Source organism: Paenibacillus sp. J31R120, from assembly GCF_056269225.1.
The window spans coordinates 153,133-169,527 of record NZ_JBWDNN010000009.1; the positions used below are offsets into that span (position 1 = coordinate 153,133).

Below are 16,395 nucleotides of genomic sequence, written 5' to 3' on the forward strand. Positions count from 1 at the left end.
TATCAGTCGTTCAACTATCGGGATACCGCATGTTCCAATAATTAAGCGGCAGCGCTCCAACCGGACGAGATCCATCATCCCGCTTGTTGTTGTCACTGTAGTGTATGCTGACAAGATTCCCTTCAACCATGCCCTGCCGCAAAAAAAAAACGGAACGGACGCTGCTGATTGGCATAGCCAATCGCCTCGCAGCGACCATTCCGTCCATCTTTTCATCATTCTCTATATCGGCAACGCCATTCTATTGAGCAGTTCTAACTGCTACAATATGCCGCTCAATTCCGTTGTAATCAGTAATGATGCGAATATCGTCCCAGACGTCCATCGCGCGCATCAGCTCTGCGACGATGGCAGGCTGGCCCATGCCGAGCTCGAAGGCGACGATGCGCGGCATGGCCGGGAGCAGCGGCAGCTGCTCCAGCATGCGGCGGTACGGATCGAGCCCGTCCGCCCCGCCCTCCAGCGCGAGATGCGGCTCGTAATCCCGCACCTCGCGCTGCAAGCCCGGCATATCCGCCGCCGGTATGTACGGCGGATTGCTCACAAGCACGTCGATGCGCTTGCCGCCATCGACGGATGTACCCCCGCGCCCTGAAGCGATGAAGGGCGCGAGCAGGTCGCCCTGCGCGAAGGCGACGCGGCCCGATGCCTCGTGGCGGGCCGCATTCGCGCGGGCGACTTCCAGCGCGTCCGGCGACAGGTCGGACGCGCATACGCGCCAGCCGTGACGCTCAGCTGATAGCGTCACGGCAATGGCGCCGCTGCCGGTGCCGACGTCGACGACTGTCGGCGCGGCGGCGCCATCTTCGGCTGCCGGAGGCCAGAGGCGATCGGCAGCGGCCAGTACCGCTTCCACGAGCAGCTCCGTCTCGGGGCGCGGAATAAGGACGGCGGGCGTCACCGCGAACGGACGCCCGTAGAACCATTCCTCCCCGATCACATATTGCAGCGGCTCGCCGGTCGCCCTGCGGCGTACCAGCGACTCCCACACGGGCAGCCCGCTCTCGGGAAAAGCATCATGCCAAGCCATCAGCAGCGCTGCACGATTGATGCCCAGAATATGCAGAAGCAGCCGCTCTGCATGGCTGCGTCCATCTTCCACGCCCTGCTGCTCCAGCCATGCCCCGGCGCGATCTCGCGCTTCCCGAAGCGACATCGGCAAGCTGTGCCAGCTCTTCTCCGACGCTTGCTCAACAGTCATATCAAAGTCCTCCTTTGGTCCAGCCCCTATAACAAAGAAGCCGAATTGCCCTCGCTTGCACTAGGCAATGCGCGCGGCAATCCGGCATCTATGTGACAAGCAAATGCATGTCTCTATCGTTTCATTCGCTTACATCGACTCGCGTTCCATGATTTCCGCTTGCTCCGCAATTGTGAGCGAGGAAATGATGTCCGCAATATCGCCGTTCATCACCGAATCCAGACGATGCAGCGTCAGGTTGATGCGATGGTCCGTCACACGGCTTTGCGGGAAGTTGTACGTGCGAATCCGTTCGCTCCTGTCGCCTGTTCCCACTTTGCTCTTGCGCTCGCCCGCATACTTGGCTTCCTCTTCCTGACGGCGGATATCGTAAATCCGTGCGCGAAGCACTTGAAGCGCCTTCGCTTTGTTGTCATTCTGCGATTTGCCGTCTTGGCAAGTTGCCATGATGCCTGTCGGTACGTGTAGAACGCGTACCGCAGACTTGGTCGTATTGACGGATTGTCCGCCTGCGCCGCTGGAGCAGAACGTATCGATCCGAATATCCTTGTCCAGAATTTCAACTTCGACCTCTTCCACTTCCGGCATTACCGCTACCGTCGACGTGGACGTATGGATACGTCCGCCAGACTCCGTTACCGGAATACGCTGTACGCGGTGCGCGCCGCTCTCATACTTCAGCTTGCTGTACGCACCTTTGCCGTTAATGGAGAAGATAACTTCTTTGAAGCCGCCGAGATCATTCTCAGTGAATTCCATCAACTCCACACGCCAGCCTTGGGAATCCGCGAATTTCGTATACATGCGATACAGTTCGTAAGCGAATAACGCCGCTTCGTCACCACCTGCCGCTCCGCGAATTTCCACGATAACGTTTTTGTCATCGTTCGGGTCCTTCGGCAGGAGCAGAATACGCATTGTCTCTTCCAGCTCGTTCTTGCGCGTGGACAGCTCATCAATCTCCATCTTGACCATTTCGCGCATTTCATCGTCCATCTTCTCGCCCTGCATCAGCTTGGCGTCTTCCAATTGCTCCGTAACCTGCTTATATTCCGTATAGGCGTCATGCGCCTCTTGTAGATCGGATTGCTCCTTGGACAGATCTCTAAGCCGCTTCGGATCGCTGGCTACGTCCGGATCGCATAGAAGCTCGCTTAGCTTCTCATATCGGTCGGCGAGTGCTTGTAATCGGTCAAACACGTTTATTCACCTCTGTTTTATTCCATTAAGATATACAATATCAATATTATAGCACATCCCGAAGGGTGTATCGATATGAGGTTTTAACCACTGCATCTTTTTTATCCACAATTCATCCACACACTGTGCACATCTTGTCCACATCGCATTTATTTTATTCAAATAAAGCGCGTGAGCGCCCTTGTTCAGGACAGCCTCACGCGCTTCATTACACGGCCGAACGCTCTTCTCTATGCGGCCCGTTATGATCCCCGTCTTGCTCTATACATTGAAGCGGAAGTGCATAACGTCTCCGTCGCGCACCACATATTCCTTGCCCTCCAGACGAAGCTGTCCTCTCTCGCGAGCCACGCCCATAGAACCTGCCGCAGCCAAGTCATCGAACGACACGACCTCTGCACGGATAAAGCCGCGCTCGAAGTCGGTATGAATGACACCTGCCGCTTGAGGCGCTTTCGTGCCTTGACGAATCGTCCACGCACGTACTTCCTGCACACCTGCCGTGAAGTATGTGTACAATCCAAGCAGCTTGTATGCCGCACGAATCAACCGGTTAAGTCCCGATTCCGCCATACCCAGCTCCTGCAGGAACATCTCCTTGTCCTCGCCTTCCAGCTCGGCAATCTCCGATTCCACTTTCGCACTGATCGGCACCACTTCTGCGCCTTGCTCGGCAGCGAACTTGCGTACGATTTGTACGTACTCATTGTCGTCAGTACCGCCTGCCTCTGCTTCACTGACGTTCGTCGCATACAAGACCGGCTTCATCGTCAATAGATGCAGATCGCGTACCAGCAGCTTCTCATCGTCCGTAAGCTCCAGACTGCGCGCCGGCATATCGTTGAATAGCGATTCCTTCAGGCGCTCCAATACTTCCACTTCCTGAGCGACCTTCTTGTCTCCGCCCTTCAAGTTTTTACGCGAACGCTCGATCCGCTTCTCCACCGTATCCAGGTCCGCCAAAATCAGCTCCAGATTAATCGTGGTAATATCGCTGATGGGATCGACTTTGCCAGCCACGTGCGTAATGTTCTCATCCTGGAAGCAGCGCACGACATGCACGATCGCGTCAACTTCACGGATATGTGCAAGGAACTTATTGCCTAGACCTTCGCCTTTGCTCGCGCCGGCAACAAGACCCGCAATATCCACAAATTCGAATGCGGTAGGCACAATGCTCTTAGGCACAACTAGCTCCACGAGCTTGTCCAGACGCTCATCCGGCACCTCTACTACCCCTACGTTAGGATCAATCGTACAGAACGGGTAGTTCGCAGACTCCGCTCCCGCTTGCGTAATCGCATTAAACAAGGTCGACTTGCCCACGTTCGGCAGACCTACAATCCCAGCTTTCAAAGCCATGTATGAGACACTCCTTATTATCCGAAAAGTAAACAACTTCCGTCATTATACCTTAGCGCCTTCCACTTTGAAAGGGCTAAGGCCAATCCGCGCCTCATCTCTCCATCATCTTGCCCGAATCGATGGACCCTACTCTCCAGGTGCGGGAATGCTTCGTTTCCCTGAGGCCATACTATGGAACAGCAGGAGGTGAAGACAATGGAAAATCAATCCCATAAAGGCAATTACAAAGGAACCACGAAGATGAAAGCCAAAAATCAGGACATGGCTTTCGTGAACGATACCGTAGAGGACGCCAAGTCTGTAACCAACTTCTCTTCTACCAACAAAAAAACAGACTAACCTCTTCATGATCTCCCCTCTAGTCGAGAAGCCGCAAACTCATACAGCCACGCTGCAGCCGGTCCATACCGGCCACTGCGTGGCTGCAGAGTCACTCCACTTATCCGATTCCAGCAGGAAAGAATTAACCTTTCACTGCACCTTCTGTCAGGCCTTTCTCGATATACTTCGAAATAAACAAGTACACGATCAATACCGGCACAACGGTAAGCGAGACGGCAGTTGCCATCAGACCGAAGTCCGTACCGTATTGGGAGCTGATCTCACTCAGAAGCAATACGATTGGGCGAACCGCTTCTTTGTTAACAAAGATCAGAGCCGAGAACAAGTCATTATACGACCATAGGAAGACAAAAATAGATGCGGAAGCAAAAGCGGGTCTTGAGATCGGCAATAGGATCTTCGTAAATAAAGACCATCGGTTACATCCATCAATGAAGGCTGCTTCCTCAAGCTCCTTCGGGATCGTGGCCATGTACCCAGCCAGGACAAGGATGGCGAAAGTCAGGTTGCCCGCCGTCTGAGGGAACATCAGGCCGAAATACGTGTTGACCAAAGACGTCTTGATCAGCAATTCGTAGACTGGAACTACTGTTGCGAATGCCGGAATAAGCAAGCTTGCGTAAAGGATGGAGAACAATATTTTTTTGCCGCGGAAGGTAAACCGCGACAGAACGTATGCAGCCAATCCTCCGAACAGAAGCACGAGCAATACCGTGCCACCAGACATAATCAAGCTGTTCAAGTAGCCTTTGCCTATATTGATACGGTCGAATGCAGTTGTATAGTTAACCATTACAGGATCAAATGCGATTTTAAACGAGCTGTTCATGACGTCGCGGGATACTTTGAACGAATTGTTCACAATCCAGAACATGGCGTAAATAGTCGAAAGTGACCACGCGAACAACACGAGGTAGGAAAAAATTTGACCTGGACTAAAGTTAATTTTTTTTCGTTTATAAACTACTTTTTGCTCTCCTCTTGCTAATTGTTGCATAAACGTACACCCCTAAACCAGCTTAGTATGTGATTTCATCTCTTTTCAGAAGTCGGTTGGCGAGCAGAGATAAGAGTACGCCGAATACTACGATATAGATGGCAATCGTCGAACCATAACCATAATTCTGGTCTACAATCGCTCTCTTATAGATGTAAGTACCGAGAACTTCCGTTCCATTCGCGCCTCTTGTCAAGACGTAAATGAATTCGAACACTTTGAGCGTGCCCGTAATCGCTAACGTAATGACAACCTTGATATCGCTCATAATAAGCGGAATGGTCAGCAGGAACGTTTTCTTAACGCCCGTAATACCTTCCAGCTTGGCCGCTTCGTAAAAGTCGGATGGAATCTTGGACATCGCGGTAAGGAATAATACGAAATAGAAACCTACATAATGCCATACGGTTGGAATGGCTACGGCTTTGAGCGCCATGCTTTCGCTCAGCCAATTGACTTTGGAGAAGCCGAAATTTTGCAAAATGGTATTAAGCAATCCGAATTGGAAGTTGTAGAACAGTACAAATAACAATGCAATAGCTGTTCCCGAAATAACAACCGGGAAAAAGAATACGGTTCTGAAAAAGCTCTTGCCCCAAGTAATGTTGTCGACTAAGACTGCCAAAAACAGCGCGATACCCACTTGGAAAACAATAACGTAAAACATTAATTCCAATGTATGAAGGGTGGCGGCGCCAAGCAAATTGTCTGAGAACATGCGGATATAGTTATCGAAGCCGACATACGTTTTTGTCGTAAACCCTTTTGTTCTGAAGAAGCTAAGGAACAAGCTCTTAAAGAACGGATAGTACAGAAACACCGACATAAATGCTGCCGCCGGCAACAGAAACATCACGATATACTTGCGATCGCCCTTCATCATTTATCACCTTTGATGTTTATTTTTCAGAAATGATGACGCCGCCCTTGAGTCAGAGGGGCGGCGGCTATCATTGTTTCTCTTACAATCACTACGCGTTAGAAACGTTCTTACTTAGCTGCGTCTTCGATTTTCTTAGCCGCATCAATCGCTTCAGCCGCTGTTTTCTTGCCTGTTACGACAGGCTGGACGTTAGCGCGAAGCTCGGAGAAAGTTTCTTGCGTAACTTTGGAGTCGATTGGCGAATTGACGGAAGTTGCTTCCGATACCATTTTGAATCCGTCAAGAACCGCTTGTGTCACGCCTTCTGGCTCAACACCAGCAGCTGCAGGCGTACCGCCGTTAGCTTCAGCAATGTTTTTAATTGTAGTTGGTGAAGTCAGGTGTTTCAGCAATGCGATTGAAGCTTCTTTCTTAGCAGCGTCGTCATAAGTTGCTTTGGATACGTAGAAACCAGTACCGAAGCCGCCTACTACGTCTTTGCCAGTGCCTGCTCCGCCTGGGATTGCAGGGAAAGGAAGAACAGTTGTGTTCGCTTTAGTCTCGTCGGATAGACCGCCGATTGCCCACGATCCTTCAAGGACCATAGCTGCCAGACCTTCGGAGTAGTAGTTCGCTGCCATACCAAGATCGATTGTTGCAGCGTCTTCTGGGAATGCGCCGAGGTCATACAGTTCTTTCATAGCTTCCAGGCCTTTTGCCCAGTTTGGATCTACTGCTTCTTTCAGACCTTTGTTTTGGCTTTCAGTACCAGCTGCTGCCAGAATGAAGTGCTCAAGCAGGTAGTGGGATTGGTCGAATGGACCGGACAAAGGAATGATGCCTTTTGCTTTCAGGCCAGAAACAGCTGCTTTCATTTTGTCCCAATCAGTAGGAAGCTCAAGGCCGTTGTCAGCGAAGATCTTTTTGTTAACAAGCAGACCTTCAAAGAAACCTGTCAAAGGAATTGCGTATGTTTTGCCATCTTCATGTTTAGCGAATTCAAGAGCTGCTGGAGCGAAACCGTTTTTCCACTCTGGGTCAGCATCCAGAACCTCGTCCAAAGGAACAACTTTTTCGGATTTGATAATTTCAGAAGCGTCAGTACCGATGAAGTAGAACAGAAGGTCCGGCTCGTTGCCGCTTGTCATGTCTGTATTTACTTTTGTTCTGAAGCCGTCATCGTTAGCGGACATAGTGTCGTTTTCGATTTTCACATGCGGGTTAGCTGCTGTGAACTCGTCAAGCGCTTTTTGGAAAGCTTCGCGAGCTGCGTCAGTACCGCCGAATGTGGAGAATACACGAAGGTTAACAGGGTCTGGTGCTTTGGATGGTTCTGTTGTTTCAGATGGCGTGCTCGAAGGCGTGTTGCTTGCACCGCCTGTGGAGTTGTTCTTATTGCCGCCACAAGCAGCAAGGAACATTGTCATCACGAGAAGCAAGCTTACGATAGTCAATGCTGATTTCTTCACTTCGAAAATCCCCCTTAGTGTTATTAGGACCTCAGCCGGATCATTAGACCGGAATTCGTTTGCCCTACACTCAAAATGTTAGGACATATCTACTGGGTCGTCAACGGCTTGGAGGGCGTTTTCGGGGGGACATTCCTCTAATAACGGGGGGGACATTCCTATGGCCTTCAGGGGTACATTTCTCTAAAATAGGGGGAAAATTTGTGTCGCATAAAAAGAGGCGATCCGCTTCTTGCGAATCGCCTTCTCTCCCGCCTGTATTCTGCTTACATCCGAAGCGGCGCTTCCTGCAATTCTGCCCGTTTTTGCAAGTAACGGAAGAACGCAATAGAGGCCTCAGCCCTTGTCACCTGCTTCTTCGGCAGGAACTTTCCGTCTGCTAAATTCATGATACGGAGACCGACAACAATCGCCGCTTGCCCCGTATTTGCTATATCTTTGCTGTCTTTGAAGTTTGCTTTGAAGATATGGTCATAGTTGGCCAGCGAATTATAGCCCAGCGCCCTGACGATCAGCTCTGCCATCTCGTCACGGGAGACCTTGGCGGCGGGATTGAACGAGCCGTCTCCGATATCAATCAGGTTCTGCTGCAGGGCGCTCTCTACGTAGGCGAAGTAAGCAGAACCAGCTGCCACATCATTAAAGGATGCCTTGCTCAAACCAGCGATTGAAGCCGTATCGTAGGCAAACTGTCGGCCGCCGCTTCTGGCCAATACCAGCATCTTAATCAGTTCGCCGCGGGTGATCGTCTCGTTCGGTCGCACTTTGCCGTCAACTAGGTCTAAAGCCTTATAGGCAACCATGAGACCCAGCGACTCTTCCGCCCAATGACCCTCCGCATCCGTTGGCTTTGGGATTTCCAGTTGTGCCGGCTCGCCGGTCTCGTTGCTGCGCCACTCGCCGGTCATCGCATCCAGCACAACGTTTTCAGGACGAGGCTTAGGCATCTGCTGATAGACAAGCTCCACTTTTGATTGCTGCGTAATCTCTTCGGAATCATCCAGGCCGGCCGCAAGCAAGGTCTGGTATTTCTCGACGGGAATCGGCTCGCCGTTCAAGCGGTATTCGGAGAACAGCCGGTAGGTCAGCCCAATGTTGTAATACTCCTCGAAGCGATCCAGAACAGCATTCCTGTCGATCGTTTTGGGCGCTTGCCCCGGGTACGCAAAATCCGACAGATACGCGCTATAATTCTCCACCGCACCCGTTACCGCATTAATGGCGACCGAGATATGATCATACGTCACTGTAGCGCCATGAACCTTGCGGACAAATGTCATATAATAGGCGCCGATTTCCTCCGGAGTACGATCCTTATAGCGCTCCTCCGAAGGCTTTTGGAGATAAATCTCATGTGTCTTCCACGGCAATAGCTTCTTCACGACATCGATTGCGCGCTCGACCGCTTTCTCAAGCGTGATGCCGCCTTCCGCTGCTTGACCGATTTTTCCGTTTTGATAGCTATAAAATTCCGAGATTGTTCCTGTATGGCCGTCAACGCTGGCATGGGCGAAGCCGGTATCCTTACCGTCTTTCTTCACGCTCCACTCCAAACTCCATCTAGTGCTCGACTTGTCTGCCTCATCGACATATTCGTTGAAGCTGGCGTTCTGCAGCTTGTATTCCTGCGGCAACGCAAATGCTTTCTCCACGGCGGCTGCCGCCTCTTCTTGGGTGAGAGTGACCGGCACAGGAGGCTTGGCAAGCGGCTCGGCCGACAACGGCTCCTTCGACACCTCTTGGCGAATGTACGCCGAATACCCGTTTCCAGGCAGCGGCTCGCCTGTCTCCGCCTGAATGACGACTGGCTCCACACCGTAATATAAGACAGGTTCTTTCTTCTGTCCCGAATAGGGAATGAAGTAAGCCAGCTCCGGCTTAGCATGCTTACGGATGCTGGCGGTTGCTGCTTCTTGAGAGATCGGCTTGACCGAAGCAGGGAAAACAATCGTATCATCCCACTCCAATCTGAACTGAAGAACATGACCCTCGCTGTCGATCGATAGCTGTATATAGTTGTCGATATAAGGAATGCCGTTCACAATCCGGTCATAACGAAGCTCATGACGCACCTCTCCCGACAGAGGAGGCAAGACATGGACCCCGGCATCCGAATTAAATTTCACTTGGGACGCATAGTCCGCGGCGATCTCGCCAATGAAATCCGCAGCCAGCTTTTGGGCCGCCTCGCGATTCACTTTAAGCGGATAAACAGGCTTTGCATTCGTCTGATCCGTATACGATTCAAAGCTGAGCAGCTGGCCGCTGTCAGCATGAAGGGAGGCATAGATCGATCCCAGACGTTTGCCGCTCACTGTTTTTACAAATTCCATGCCCCATACGGGGGTCGAACCTTTTTGCTTCTTTATAGATGAACTGCTCGCGCTCTGAAGCTTGTAATCGCTTGGAATGCTTATGTATTGCCTAAGGAGCTTTTCTGCCTGAGCCTTATCAATGGAACCCTTTGCGGATGCACGATCTTTGTTGTCTGAATCGCTCGAAGCTGTATTACCGGAAGCCACATTTTCAGTCGCCGCTTTGGCAGCCGTATTGTCGGCGGATGTCACCGGCACGCTGCAAAGGCCTGCCAGCATCGCAGCCGCGAGACTTAACGCCACCGCTTTTCTGATTCGTACGCTCACCTTCGCTCCTCCTGACCAATTGTAAATTTATTCATATTTATAACGAAGCGGATTGTCAATCGGTTGCAGAATGAATGAGAAAATGGAAAATAAAAAACGCCACCGTCGCAAGCAGCTATGCGCTGCAAGTACGGTAGCGTTTCAGTCCTCCAAGAAAGGAGGGCGTTATTCTTACAATTGGTTGGAGATTTTGTTTTTTAGGGCGTCTTTGCTTTGCAGACCGACCATTTTGTCTACAGGCTGGCCGTCTTTGAACAGAATCAGCGTCGGAATGCTCATGACGCCGAATTGGGAAGCAAGCTCAGGCTCTTCATCCACATTGATTTTTGCGATTGTCGCTTGACCGGAAAGTTCACCAGCAAGCTCTTCTACGATAGGAAGCTGCATTTTGCAAGGTCCGCACCAAGGAGCCCAGAAGTCTACCAAGGATACGCCGCTCTCTACGCTTTGTGTAAAGTTATCTTTTGTCAATGCTACTGCTGCCATTGTCAATCATCCTCTCTAAGACATGATTTATGATAAAGGGAAGTCCCGTCTCACCAAAGATAAGCCTCTAGCAGGCATGGATTTGCTTCAGGACATCGCTTATCGTTATACCTCTGAAGTGATCCTCAAGTTGTCTCTCTGCCTGACAAAAGATACCGAACATGACCTGGTTCATATTAGAGCCCACGACGCAATCCATCTCTGGATTGCCGGAGCACCAGCTCGGTATAAGCGAGCCTTGCGCCATGACACGATAGATATCAGCCAGCGTAACAGAATCCGGATCAAGCGTTAGACGATAGCCGCCTCCCGATCCTTCCCGGGTTTCGACAAAGCCGCCTTTGCGCAATGCGCTCATCACCTTGCGAACACGGGCGGAATGCGTACGCACGTTATCGGAGATCATGTCGCTGCTTGCCATCTTCTCCGGCAAATAAGCCAAGTAGACGAGACTGTGTACGGCAATTGTAAATTCACTGTTCACGGTAAGCGGGCCTCCCTGCTTTATACTGTAATAATATCCGTTACAGTTGATGTTGTCAAGCGCAATACGGCCCGTTCCCTGATTAGGTTGCGAAAGACCGAGTCCGCTTATGCACCGTACACGATCGCAAGCCTATTATAATTTTACCCATCGCAGTCATGAGCGAATCATGACCCCGAATATATATGAAGGGAGTCTCCAATCAAGTGCGGGATACGCGCGGAATAGGAGGTGAAAACGGTGGGTTTGTTCGGCAATCGCTGGGTAGCGGTGCGCACGGAAACCGGCTCTAGGGCCGATGTGATCGATCGGCTTCAGGCGTTGTTCAAGAGCCATGGCATCAAGTCCAAAATTACCTTTGAAGGAAATACGCTGAAACGGATTCATGTACCGAAGAAAGAGATCGAACGGGCAAGGGAGCTGATTGAGACTTTCGATAAGGAACAGTAACAAATAAGTAAGTTGCAAGGCGGCGGCGCCCTTGATGGCGGCCGCCGTTATTTTATTGTAAAGATACAATGATCTGCCTTTCGATGACGTTCCTATTTTTGCTACCTCGTCATCTTGCATATTCCTATAGGATAGTGATACCATTTAAACGATTTGGCCCCCAATACCGGTAAGAGGAAAGGTAGGATCATGACCAATCAACCGAACTTGAAAAAAGAGCATATCCCCGAATTGCAACTGGTACGTGCCATTGCGATTATCGGCGTGCTGTCTGTGCATGCAAGTGCAGCAGCCACCGTCTACATGAAGGAATCGGCCTATTTCTTCTTCTATAATTTCATTAATATCTTCATGAAATACGGCACACCGACCTTTATTTTGCTAAGCAGCTTTGTCCTGTTCTACAGCTATTACAACCGGCCGTTGGACAGCAAGCTCATCGCAAGCTTCTATAAGAAGCGGCTGCTCTACATCATCGTCCCTTACATTATCTTTTCGGCTATTTATTTTATCTATATTAAATGGGCCAACAACCTTCCGCTATGGAATATCGAGGCATTGCAAGAGTTTCTCGATAAGCTTGTGAACGGCAAAGTATATTCTCATTTATATTTTGTCTATATCAGTATTCAGTTCTATCTGCTGTTCCCGTTGATCCTATGGGCAGCCAAGCGCTGGCCGCGTATCGTATACGGCTTTGTGCCGGCAGGCTTCATCCTGCAATGGATTTTTGTGTATTTCAATTTCTACGACTGGCAGCTGGACAACAAAGGCAGCCTCGCGCCATCGTATTTCTCGTTTTTCTTCGCAGGAGCCTTTATGGGCGTCTTCTTCCCGAAAATCAAAAGTTGGCTGGCCATGACGAAGGAGAACGTGTCGATCAGCCGCGTGCTTTTCTGGGTGGCGCTCATAGGCGCTTGGCTCGGCGTTTCGCTGTACCATGTGCATATCTATTTTAACGCGCGCGCTTACGGCACCCGTTATCACGGCATGCTCTACGAGTTCTTATGGAATTTCCATTCCTTCTTCGCCGCGCTGGTCGTCATTGGCCTGTCGTTCTTCATCTTCCGGCATATGCCAAGGTGGATCTCGAAGGTTCTGTACAGGATGGGACAGCTGTCGTTCGGCATTTATTTAATCCATCTTCTGTTCCTGATGCTGTACGATCGCTATATGCCAAGCTTCGGCTCGGCATGGATGGAGCATCTCAGCTACTTCGGCAGCTGGGTCGTTATGCTGGTGGCTTCGTGGTTCACCGTTGCGATAGTTTCGCGCTTTGTGCCGTTTTCGTGGGTGCTGTTCGGCAATGTGCCGCGCAAAGGGCTGCAGCTTCCAGATGAAGCACCGGCTGCTTCCAAGAAGAAAACAATTATTGCTGCCACATCTCTCGTGCTTGTCCTTGGCGTAGCTGCTGCAGCTGGCTATGCTTGGCTCCGCTCCAATGATACGGTCAACACCAACAAGAGACAGGAGCTTGCCCAAGTTCAATATATAGAAGAGGTTCAAGACAGCTACGATGTCATTGTGGCCGGGACGGATCCCGAAGGCATCGCCGCGGCTATATCCGCTGCAAGGAATGGCCTCAGCGTTCTTCTCGTTGATGGCAAGAACCGGGAGATTCTAGGCGGTCTCATGACGGTCGGCGGGCTGAATACGCTCGATCTGAACTACTCGCCGAAGAAGTCTTCCATTCCGGGCAAGCACAACTTCCTAAACAAAGGCATCTTTCAGGAATGGTACAACAGAGTCGAAGGTACTTCATTCGATGTGAATACCGCTGCCAATGCGTTCTATAGTATGGTCAAGGCTGAGGACAATATTGATCTGCTGATGAAGACGCAATCCATGGAGCCTATTGTGGAACCAGGGACAGACGGCAATGGAGTCGTTAAGGGCCTTCGCATTGTGAAAGAAGACGGGACAAGCCTTGATGTCTCCGCCCCATCTGTCATCGATGCCACGCAGGATGGCGATCTTGCAGCCACAGCCGGAGCTCCGTTCACGCAAGGACGCTCAGATATCGGTGATCCGGAAGCCCAGATGGCGGTTACGCTTGTTTTTGCCTTGAAGGGTGTTACGCAAGAGGTATGGGACTCATTCGGCAAAATTCCGAACACCGGTATTGATTCGATGAGTGCATGGGGCTTCCACGATGCCGCCAATTATGTTTCCAGCGACCCCGAACGGGTCAAGCTTCGCGGCCTGAATGTCGGACGGCAGAACGATGATACGATGCTGATTAATGCTATGCATCTGTTCGGAATTGACCCACTCGACCCGGAAAGCCTGCAATCTGCGATGGAGCTTGGACGCACCGAGGCACCGCGTATCGCTCAATATTTGAAGGATACATATCCGGAGTTCAAGAATTTGGAGCTCGCCTATACATTCGATGAGCTGTACGTGCGCGAGACGAGACATATTCAAGGGGAATACCGCCTGACTATGGCAGACCTGATGGCGAATCGCGATCATTGGGATGCCGTAGCCTATGGCTCTTATGATGTCGATATTCAAGCGACCAGTAATGCAGATACCGGCTTTGTTCTTTATTCACCGCTTCAATATGGTGTCCCGTTCCGTACCTTAGTGCCGCAGAAGGTAGACGGCCTGCTTGTGGTAGGACGCGCAGCCAGCTTCGATTCGCTGCCGCATGGCAGCGCGCGCGTCATTCCGCTCGGAATGGCAACCGCAGAGGCAGCGGGACTGGCGGCCAAGATGGCGTCAGAGAATAATATAACCTTCCGCGAGCTGTCGAAGTCGACTGAGCTGATTGCGGAGCTGCGCGACAGATTGACCAAGCAAGGCATGGAGCTGACGATGAATGCTTTTGAGACGCCTTATTATATGAACCATAAAGCGTACAAGGGTCTTGTGGCAGCTGTCAGCATGCTTATGACTAGCGGCAATCACGATAATATGGCGTATGATCTCGATGGCAAGTCCAATATGCAGCGCATTGTCTACAGCATGAACCGCGTGAAGAAGCAGCATTCAGACTATTTCCATGGCGATCCTTCTGTAGCCATTGCCGGAGTGGATACGCCGGCCGAACAGAAGCTGTCTCTCGACCAAGCGGTCAAAACGATTGCCAATGCGATGGATAACGAACAAGCCAAAACGCTAACGCTGGACGAGTTCTTAAATAACGGCTGGCTGAAGCAGGAAACGATCAATCAGATTACGGATCAGACTGCGATGACGAACGGGGAATTTTTCATCGTGCTTCGCGATGTCATTGAATATTATGCAGGTGTTGTATACGAATAACGCAAGCCTATGAAAGAAAGGGTGCCGCTTAGCCAGTTGTCTGGCTGTAGCGGCACCCTTTTCAAGTTAGACAGCGATTAGGACAGCTCTCTGACACTTTCCTCCAACGCCGACAAGAAAGCATCCATTTCCTCGTCGGTTCCAATACTCACACGAAGATACTGGTCAATACGCGGGGAGGCAAAATAACGAACCAATACGCCCTTCTCGCGAAGTCGCAGGAACAGCTCCTTAGCCGCAATAGCCGGGTGCGAGATAAAGAGGAAATTCGCTTTGGAATCGGTCAGCTTGAACCCTAAGCGGGCAACCTCCCCTGCCACTCGCTCACGCGTCTGAATGACCTTGTCGGTCGTCTCGCGGAAGTACGCCTCATCTTGAAGGGAGGCAACTGCTCCATAGAGGGCCAGTCGGTCCAGCGTATAGGAGTTGAATGAATTTTTGATTCGGTCCAAGCCTTCAATTAGTTCCTCGGAGCCAAAGGCCATGCCTACGCGCAAGCCCGCAAGCGACCTGGACTTGGACAGCGTCTGGATGACGAGCAGGTTCGGATAACGCGGGATCAGCTTCACTGCGGACTCCCCGCCAAAGTCAATATAAGCCTCGTCGATAATGACGACGCGATCGGGATTGCGCTCCAATAGCGATGCCAGGTCGGACAGCGGCAGCAGCTTGGCTGTAGGCGCATTCGGATTCGGCAGAATAATGCCGGTATGCTCCTCATTGCCCGCGAATTGCTCCAGCGGAATTGAGAAGTCTTCATCTACTGGAATAAGCTTAGGCTGCAAGCCGTACATTTTGGCATAAACCTTGTAGAAGCTGTATGTAATGTCAGGGAATAAGACCGGTTTCGCCGGATCGAAGAATGCGGCAAACGCGAATGCCAGCACTTCATCGGAGCCGTTGCCCACAAACACTTGCTTCTCTGTCAGTCCGTAATAACGGGCCGCTTCCTTCACCAGAATATCGCAAGTGGGATCAGGGTACAGCCTGAGATCGCTGTCCGCAGCAGATCTGATCGCTTCGATCGCCTTGGGTGAAGGCGGGTATGGATTCTCATTTGTATTCAACTTGATATACGATTTGTCCTTCGGCTGCTCGCCCGGCACATAGGGCTCTAGCGATCCTGCCAGCGGACTCCAATATTTACTCATCGCTTCTCTCTCCTCATGAATGGCCGGGTCAGCAGCAAACCTATCCAGGCTCCGGCCGTATTCAATATAATATCGTCAATATCAAAGCTGCCTACCCGAAGCAGCATCTGGGCTGTCTCTATGATGCCAATAATGATGACGGTAGCCGCAATCAGCATCAGACTGCTCCGAAAGCGCGTATTCAACAGCGGGAGGAACATGCCGATCGGAATAAATAATACCAGATTGCCGAACAGGTTTTTGAACCAAGTATCGAAATTAAAATGATCGCGATGCACCACATAACGTTGAATCGTATCGAACGGTACGAAATTGTACGCATAGCCGTCCATCATGAACCGGTCACGTAAAAACAACAAGTTCAGCATGATCAATGCGTAGAGGACAGCAAGCAGCGTCACCGCCACATTAAAGCCGGTATGCTTGCTGAAAGCCTTTTGATAGAGCTTTACGTCGATCACCCCTTCCGTTCGCCA

15 protein-coding genes are annotated in these 16,395 nt (G+C 51.0%); 3 read left to right on the forward strand and 12 right to left on the reverse strand.

Annotation, left to right across the window (positions count from 1 at the left end; all coding sequences use genetic code 11):
- Window positions 1–10: 10 nt before the first annotated feature.
- The 4 genes from AC0YNW_RS24945 to ychF all read right to left on the reverse strand — a co-directional run bounded on the left by AC0YNW_RS24945 (window position 11) and on the right by ychF (window position 3,763).
- The gene (locus tag AC0YNW_RS24945) at window positions 11–208 is read right to left on the reverse strand and encodes a hypothetical protein (protein WP_475834213.1); all 198 of its coding nucleotides are present in this window, start codon (window positions 206–208) and stop codon (window positions 11–13) included.
- A gap of 33 nt (window positions 209–241) precedes the next feature.
- Window positions 242–1,201, reverse strand: coding sequence for a peptide chain release factor N(5)-glutamine methyltransferase (gene prmC, locus AC0YNW_RS24950; RefSeq protein ID WP_475834214.1), 960 nt, complete (start codon window positions 1,199–1,201; stop codon window positions 242–244).
- 129 nt (window positions 1,202–1,330) lie between these two features.
- A complete protein-coding gene (prfA, locus tag AC0YNW_RS24955) occupies window positions 1,331–2,401 on the reverse strand; it encodes a peptide chain release factor 1 (protein ID WP_387478583.1) in 1,071 nt (356 codons plus the stop codon).
- A 261-nt stretch (window positions 2,402–2,662) separates the two neighbouring features.
- Entirely contained in the window at window positions 2,663–3,763 is a 1,101-nt protein-coding gene (gene ychF / locus AC0YNW_RS24960) for a redox-regulated ATPase YchF (RefSeq protein ID WP_475834215.1), read from the reverse strand.
- A gap of 198 nt (window positions 3,764–3,961) precedes the next feature.
- Here ychF and AC0YNW_RS24965 point away from each other — a divergent pair, with 198 nt between their 5' ends.
- Window positions 3,962–4,105, forward strand: a complete 144-nt coding sequence (locus AC0YNW_RS24965; protein WP_387478574.1) for a hypothetical protein — start codon at window positions 3,962–3,964, stop codon at window positions 4,103–4,105.
- Window positions 4,106–4,229: 124 nt separating this feature from the next.
- On the opposite strand, the gene AC0YNW_RS24970 is transcribed toward AC0YNW_RS24965, so the two are convergent.
- From AC0YNW_RS24970 to AC0YNW_RS24995, 6 genes are all read right to left on the reverse strand, one after another.
- Window positions 4,230–5,105 carry a carbohydrate ABC transporter permease gene (locus AC0YNW_RS24970; RefSeq protein ID WP_475834216.1) on the reverse strand — a complete coding sequence of 292 codons (876 nt, stop codon included), beginning with the start codon at window positions 5,103–5,105 and terminating at the stop codon, window positions 4,230–4,232.
- Window positions 5,106–5,127: 22 nt separating this feature from the next.
- Window positions 5,128–5,988: a carbohydrate ABC transporter permease gene (locus AC0YNW_RS24975; protein WP_475834217.1), complete on the reverse strand. Its 861-nt coding sequence runs from the start codon at window positions 5,986–5,988 to the stop codon at window positions 5,128–5,130.
- Window positions 5,989–6,095: 107 nt separating this feature from the next.
- Window positions 6,096–7,436: an ABC transporter substrate-binding protein gene (locus AC0YNW_RS24980; RefSeq protein ID WP_475834218.1), complete on the reverse strand. Its 1,341-nt coding sequence runs from the start codon at window positions 7,434–7,436 to the stop codon at window positions 6,096–6,098.
- A gap of 266 nt (window positions 7,437–7,702) precedes the next feature.
- Entirely contained in the window at window positions 7,703–10,078 is a 2,376-nt protein-coding gene (locus tag AC0YNW_RS24985; RefSeq protein ID WP_475834219.1) for an S-layer homology domain-containing protein, read from the reverse strand.
- A 171-nt stretch (window positions 10,079–10,249) separates the two neighbouring features.
- Window positions 10,250–10,564, reverse strand: a complete 315-nt coding sequence (gene trxA, locus AC0YNW_RS24990) for a thioredoxin (RefSeq protein ID WP_119802096.1) — start codon at window positions 10,562–10,564, stop codon at window positions 10,250–10,252.
- Window positions 10,565–10,631: 67 nt separating this feature from the next.
- Window positions 10,632–11,048, reverse strand: a complete 417-nt coding sequence (locus AC0YNW_RS24995; RefSeq protein WP_387478559.1) for an RrF2 family transcriptional regulator — start codon at window positions 11,046–11,048, stop codon at window positions 10,632–10,634.
- A 240-nt stretch (window positions 11,049–11,288) separates the two neighbouring features.
- Between AC0YNW_RS24995 and AC0YNW_RS25000 the strand changes: the two genes are divergently transcribed.
- Window positions 11,289–11,498, forward strand: coding sequence for a hypothetical protein (locus AC0YNW_RS25000; protein ID WP_387478556.1), 210 nt, complete (start codon window positions 11,289–11,291; stop codon window positions 11,496–11,498).
- A 189-nt stretch (window positions 11,499–11,687) separates the two neighbouring features.
- Window positions 11,688–14,768, forward strand: coding sequence for an FAD-dependent oxidoreductase (locus AC0YNW_RS25005; protein WP_475834220.1), 3,081 nt, complete (start codon window positions 11,688–11,690; stop codon window positions 14,766–14,768).
- Window positions 14,769–14,845: 77 nt separating this feature from the next.
- Here the strand turns inward: AC0YNW_RS25005 and hisC are convergent, their stop codons facing one another.
- Both hisC and AC0YNW_RS25015 read right to left on the reverse strand, forming a co-directional pair.
- Window positions 14,846–15,919, reverse strand: a complete 1,074-nt coding sequence (gene hisC / locus AC0YNW_RS25010) for a histidinol-phosphate transaminase (RefSeq protein WP_475834221.1) — start codon at window positions 15,917–15,919, stop codon at window positions 14,846–14,848.
- Window positions 15,916–16,380: a VanZ family protein gene (locus tag AC0YNW_RS25015; protein ID WP_475834222.1), complete on the reverse strand. Its 465-nt coding sequence runs from the start codon at window positions 16,378–16,380 to the stop codon at window positions 15,916–15,918. Before AC0YNW_RS25015 ends, hisC begins: the two co-directional genes overlap by 4 nt.
- Between the last annotated feature and the right edge of the window lie 15 nt (window positions 16,381–16,395).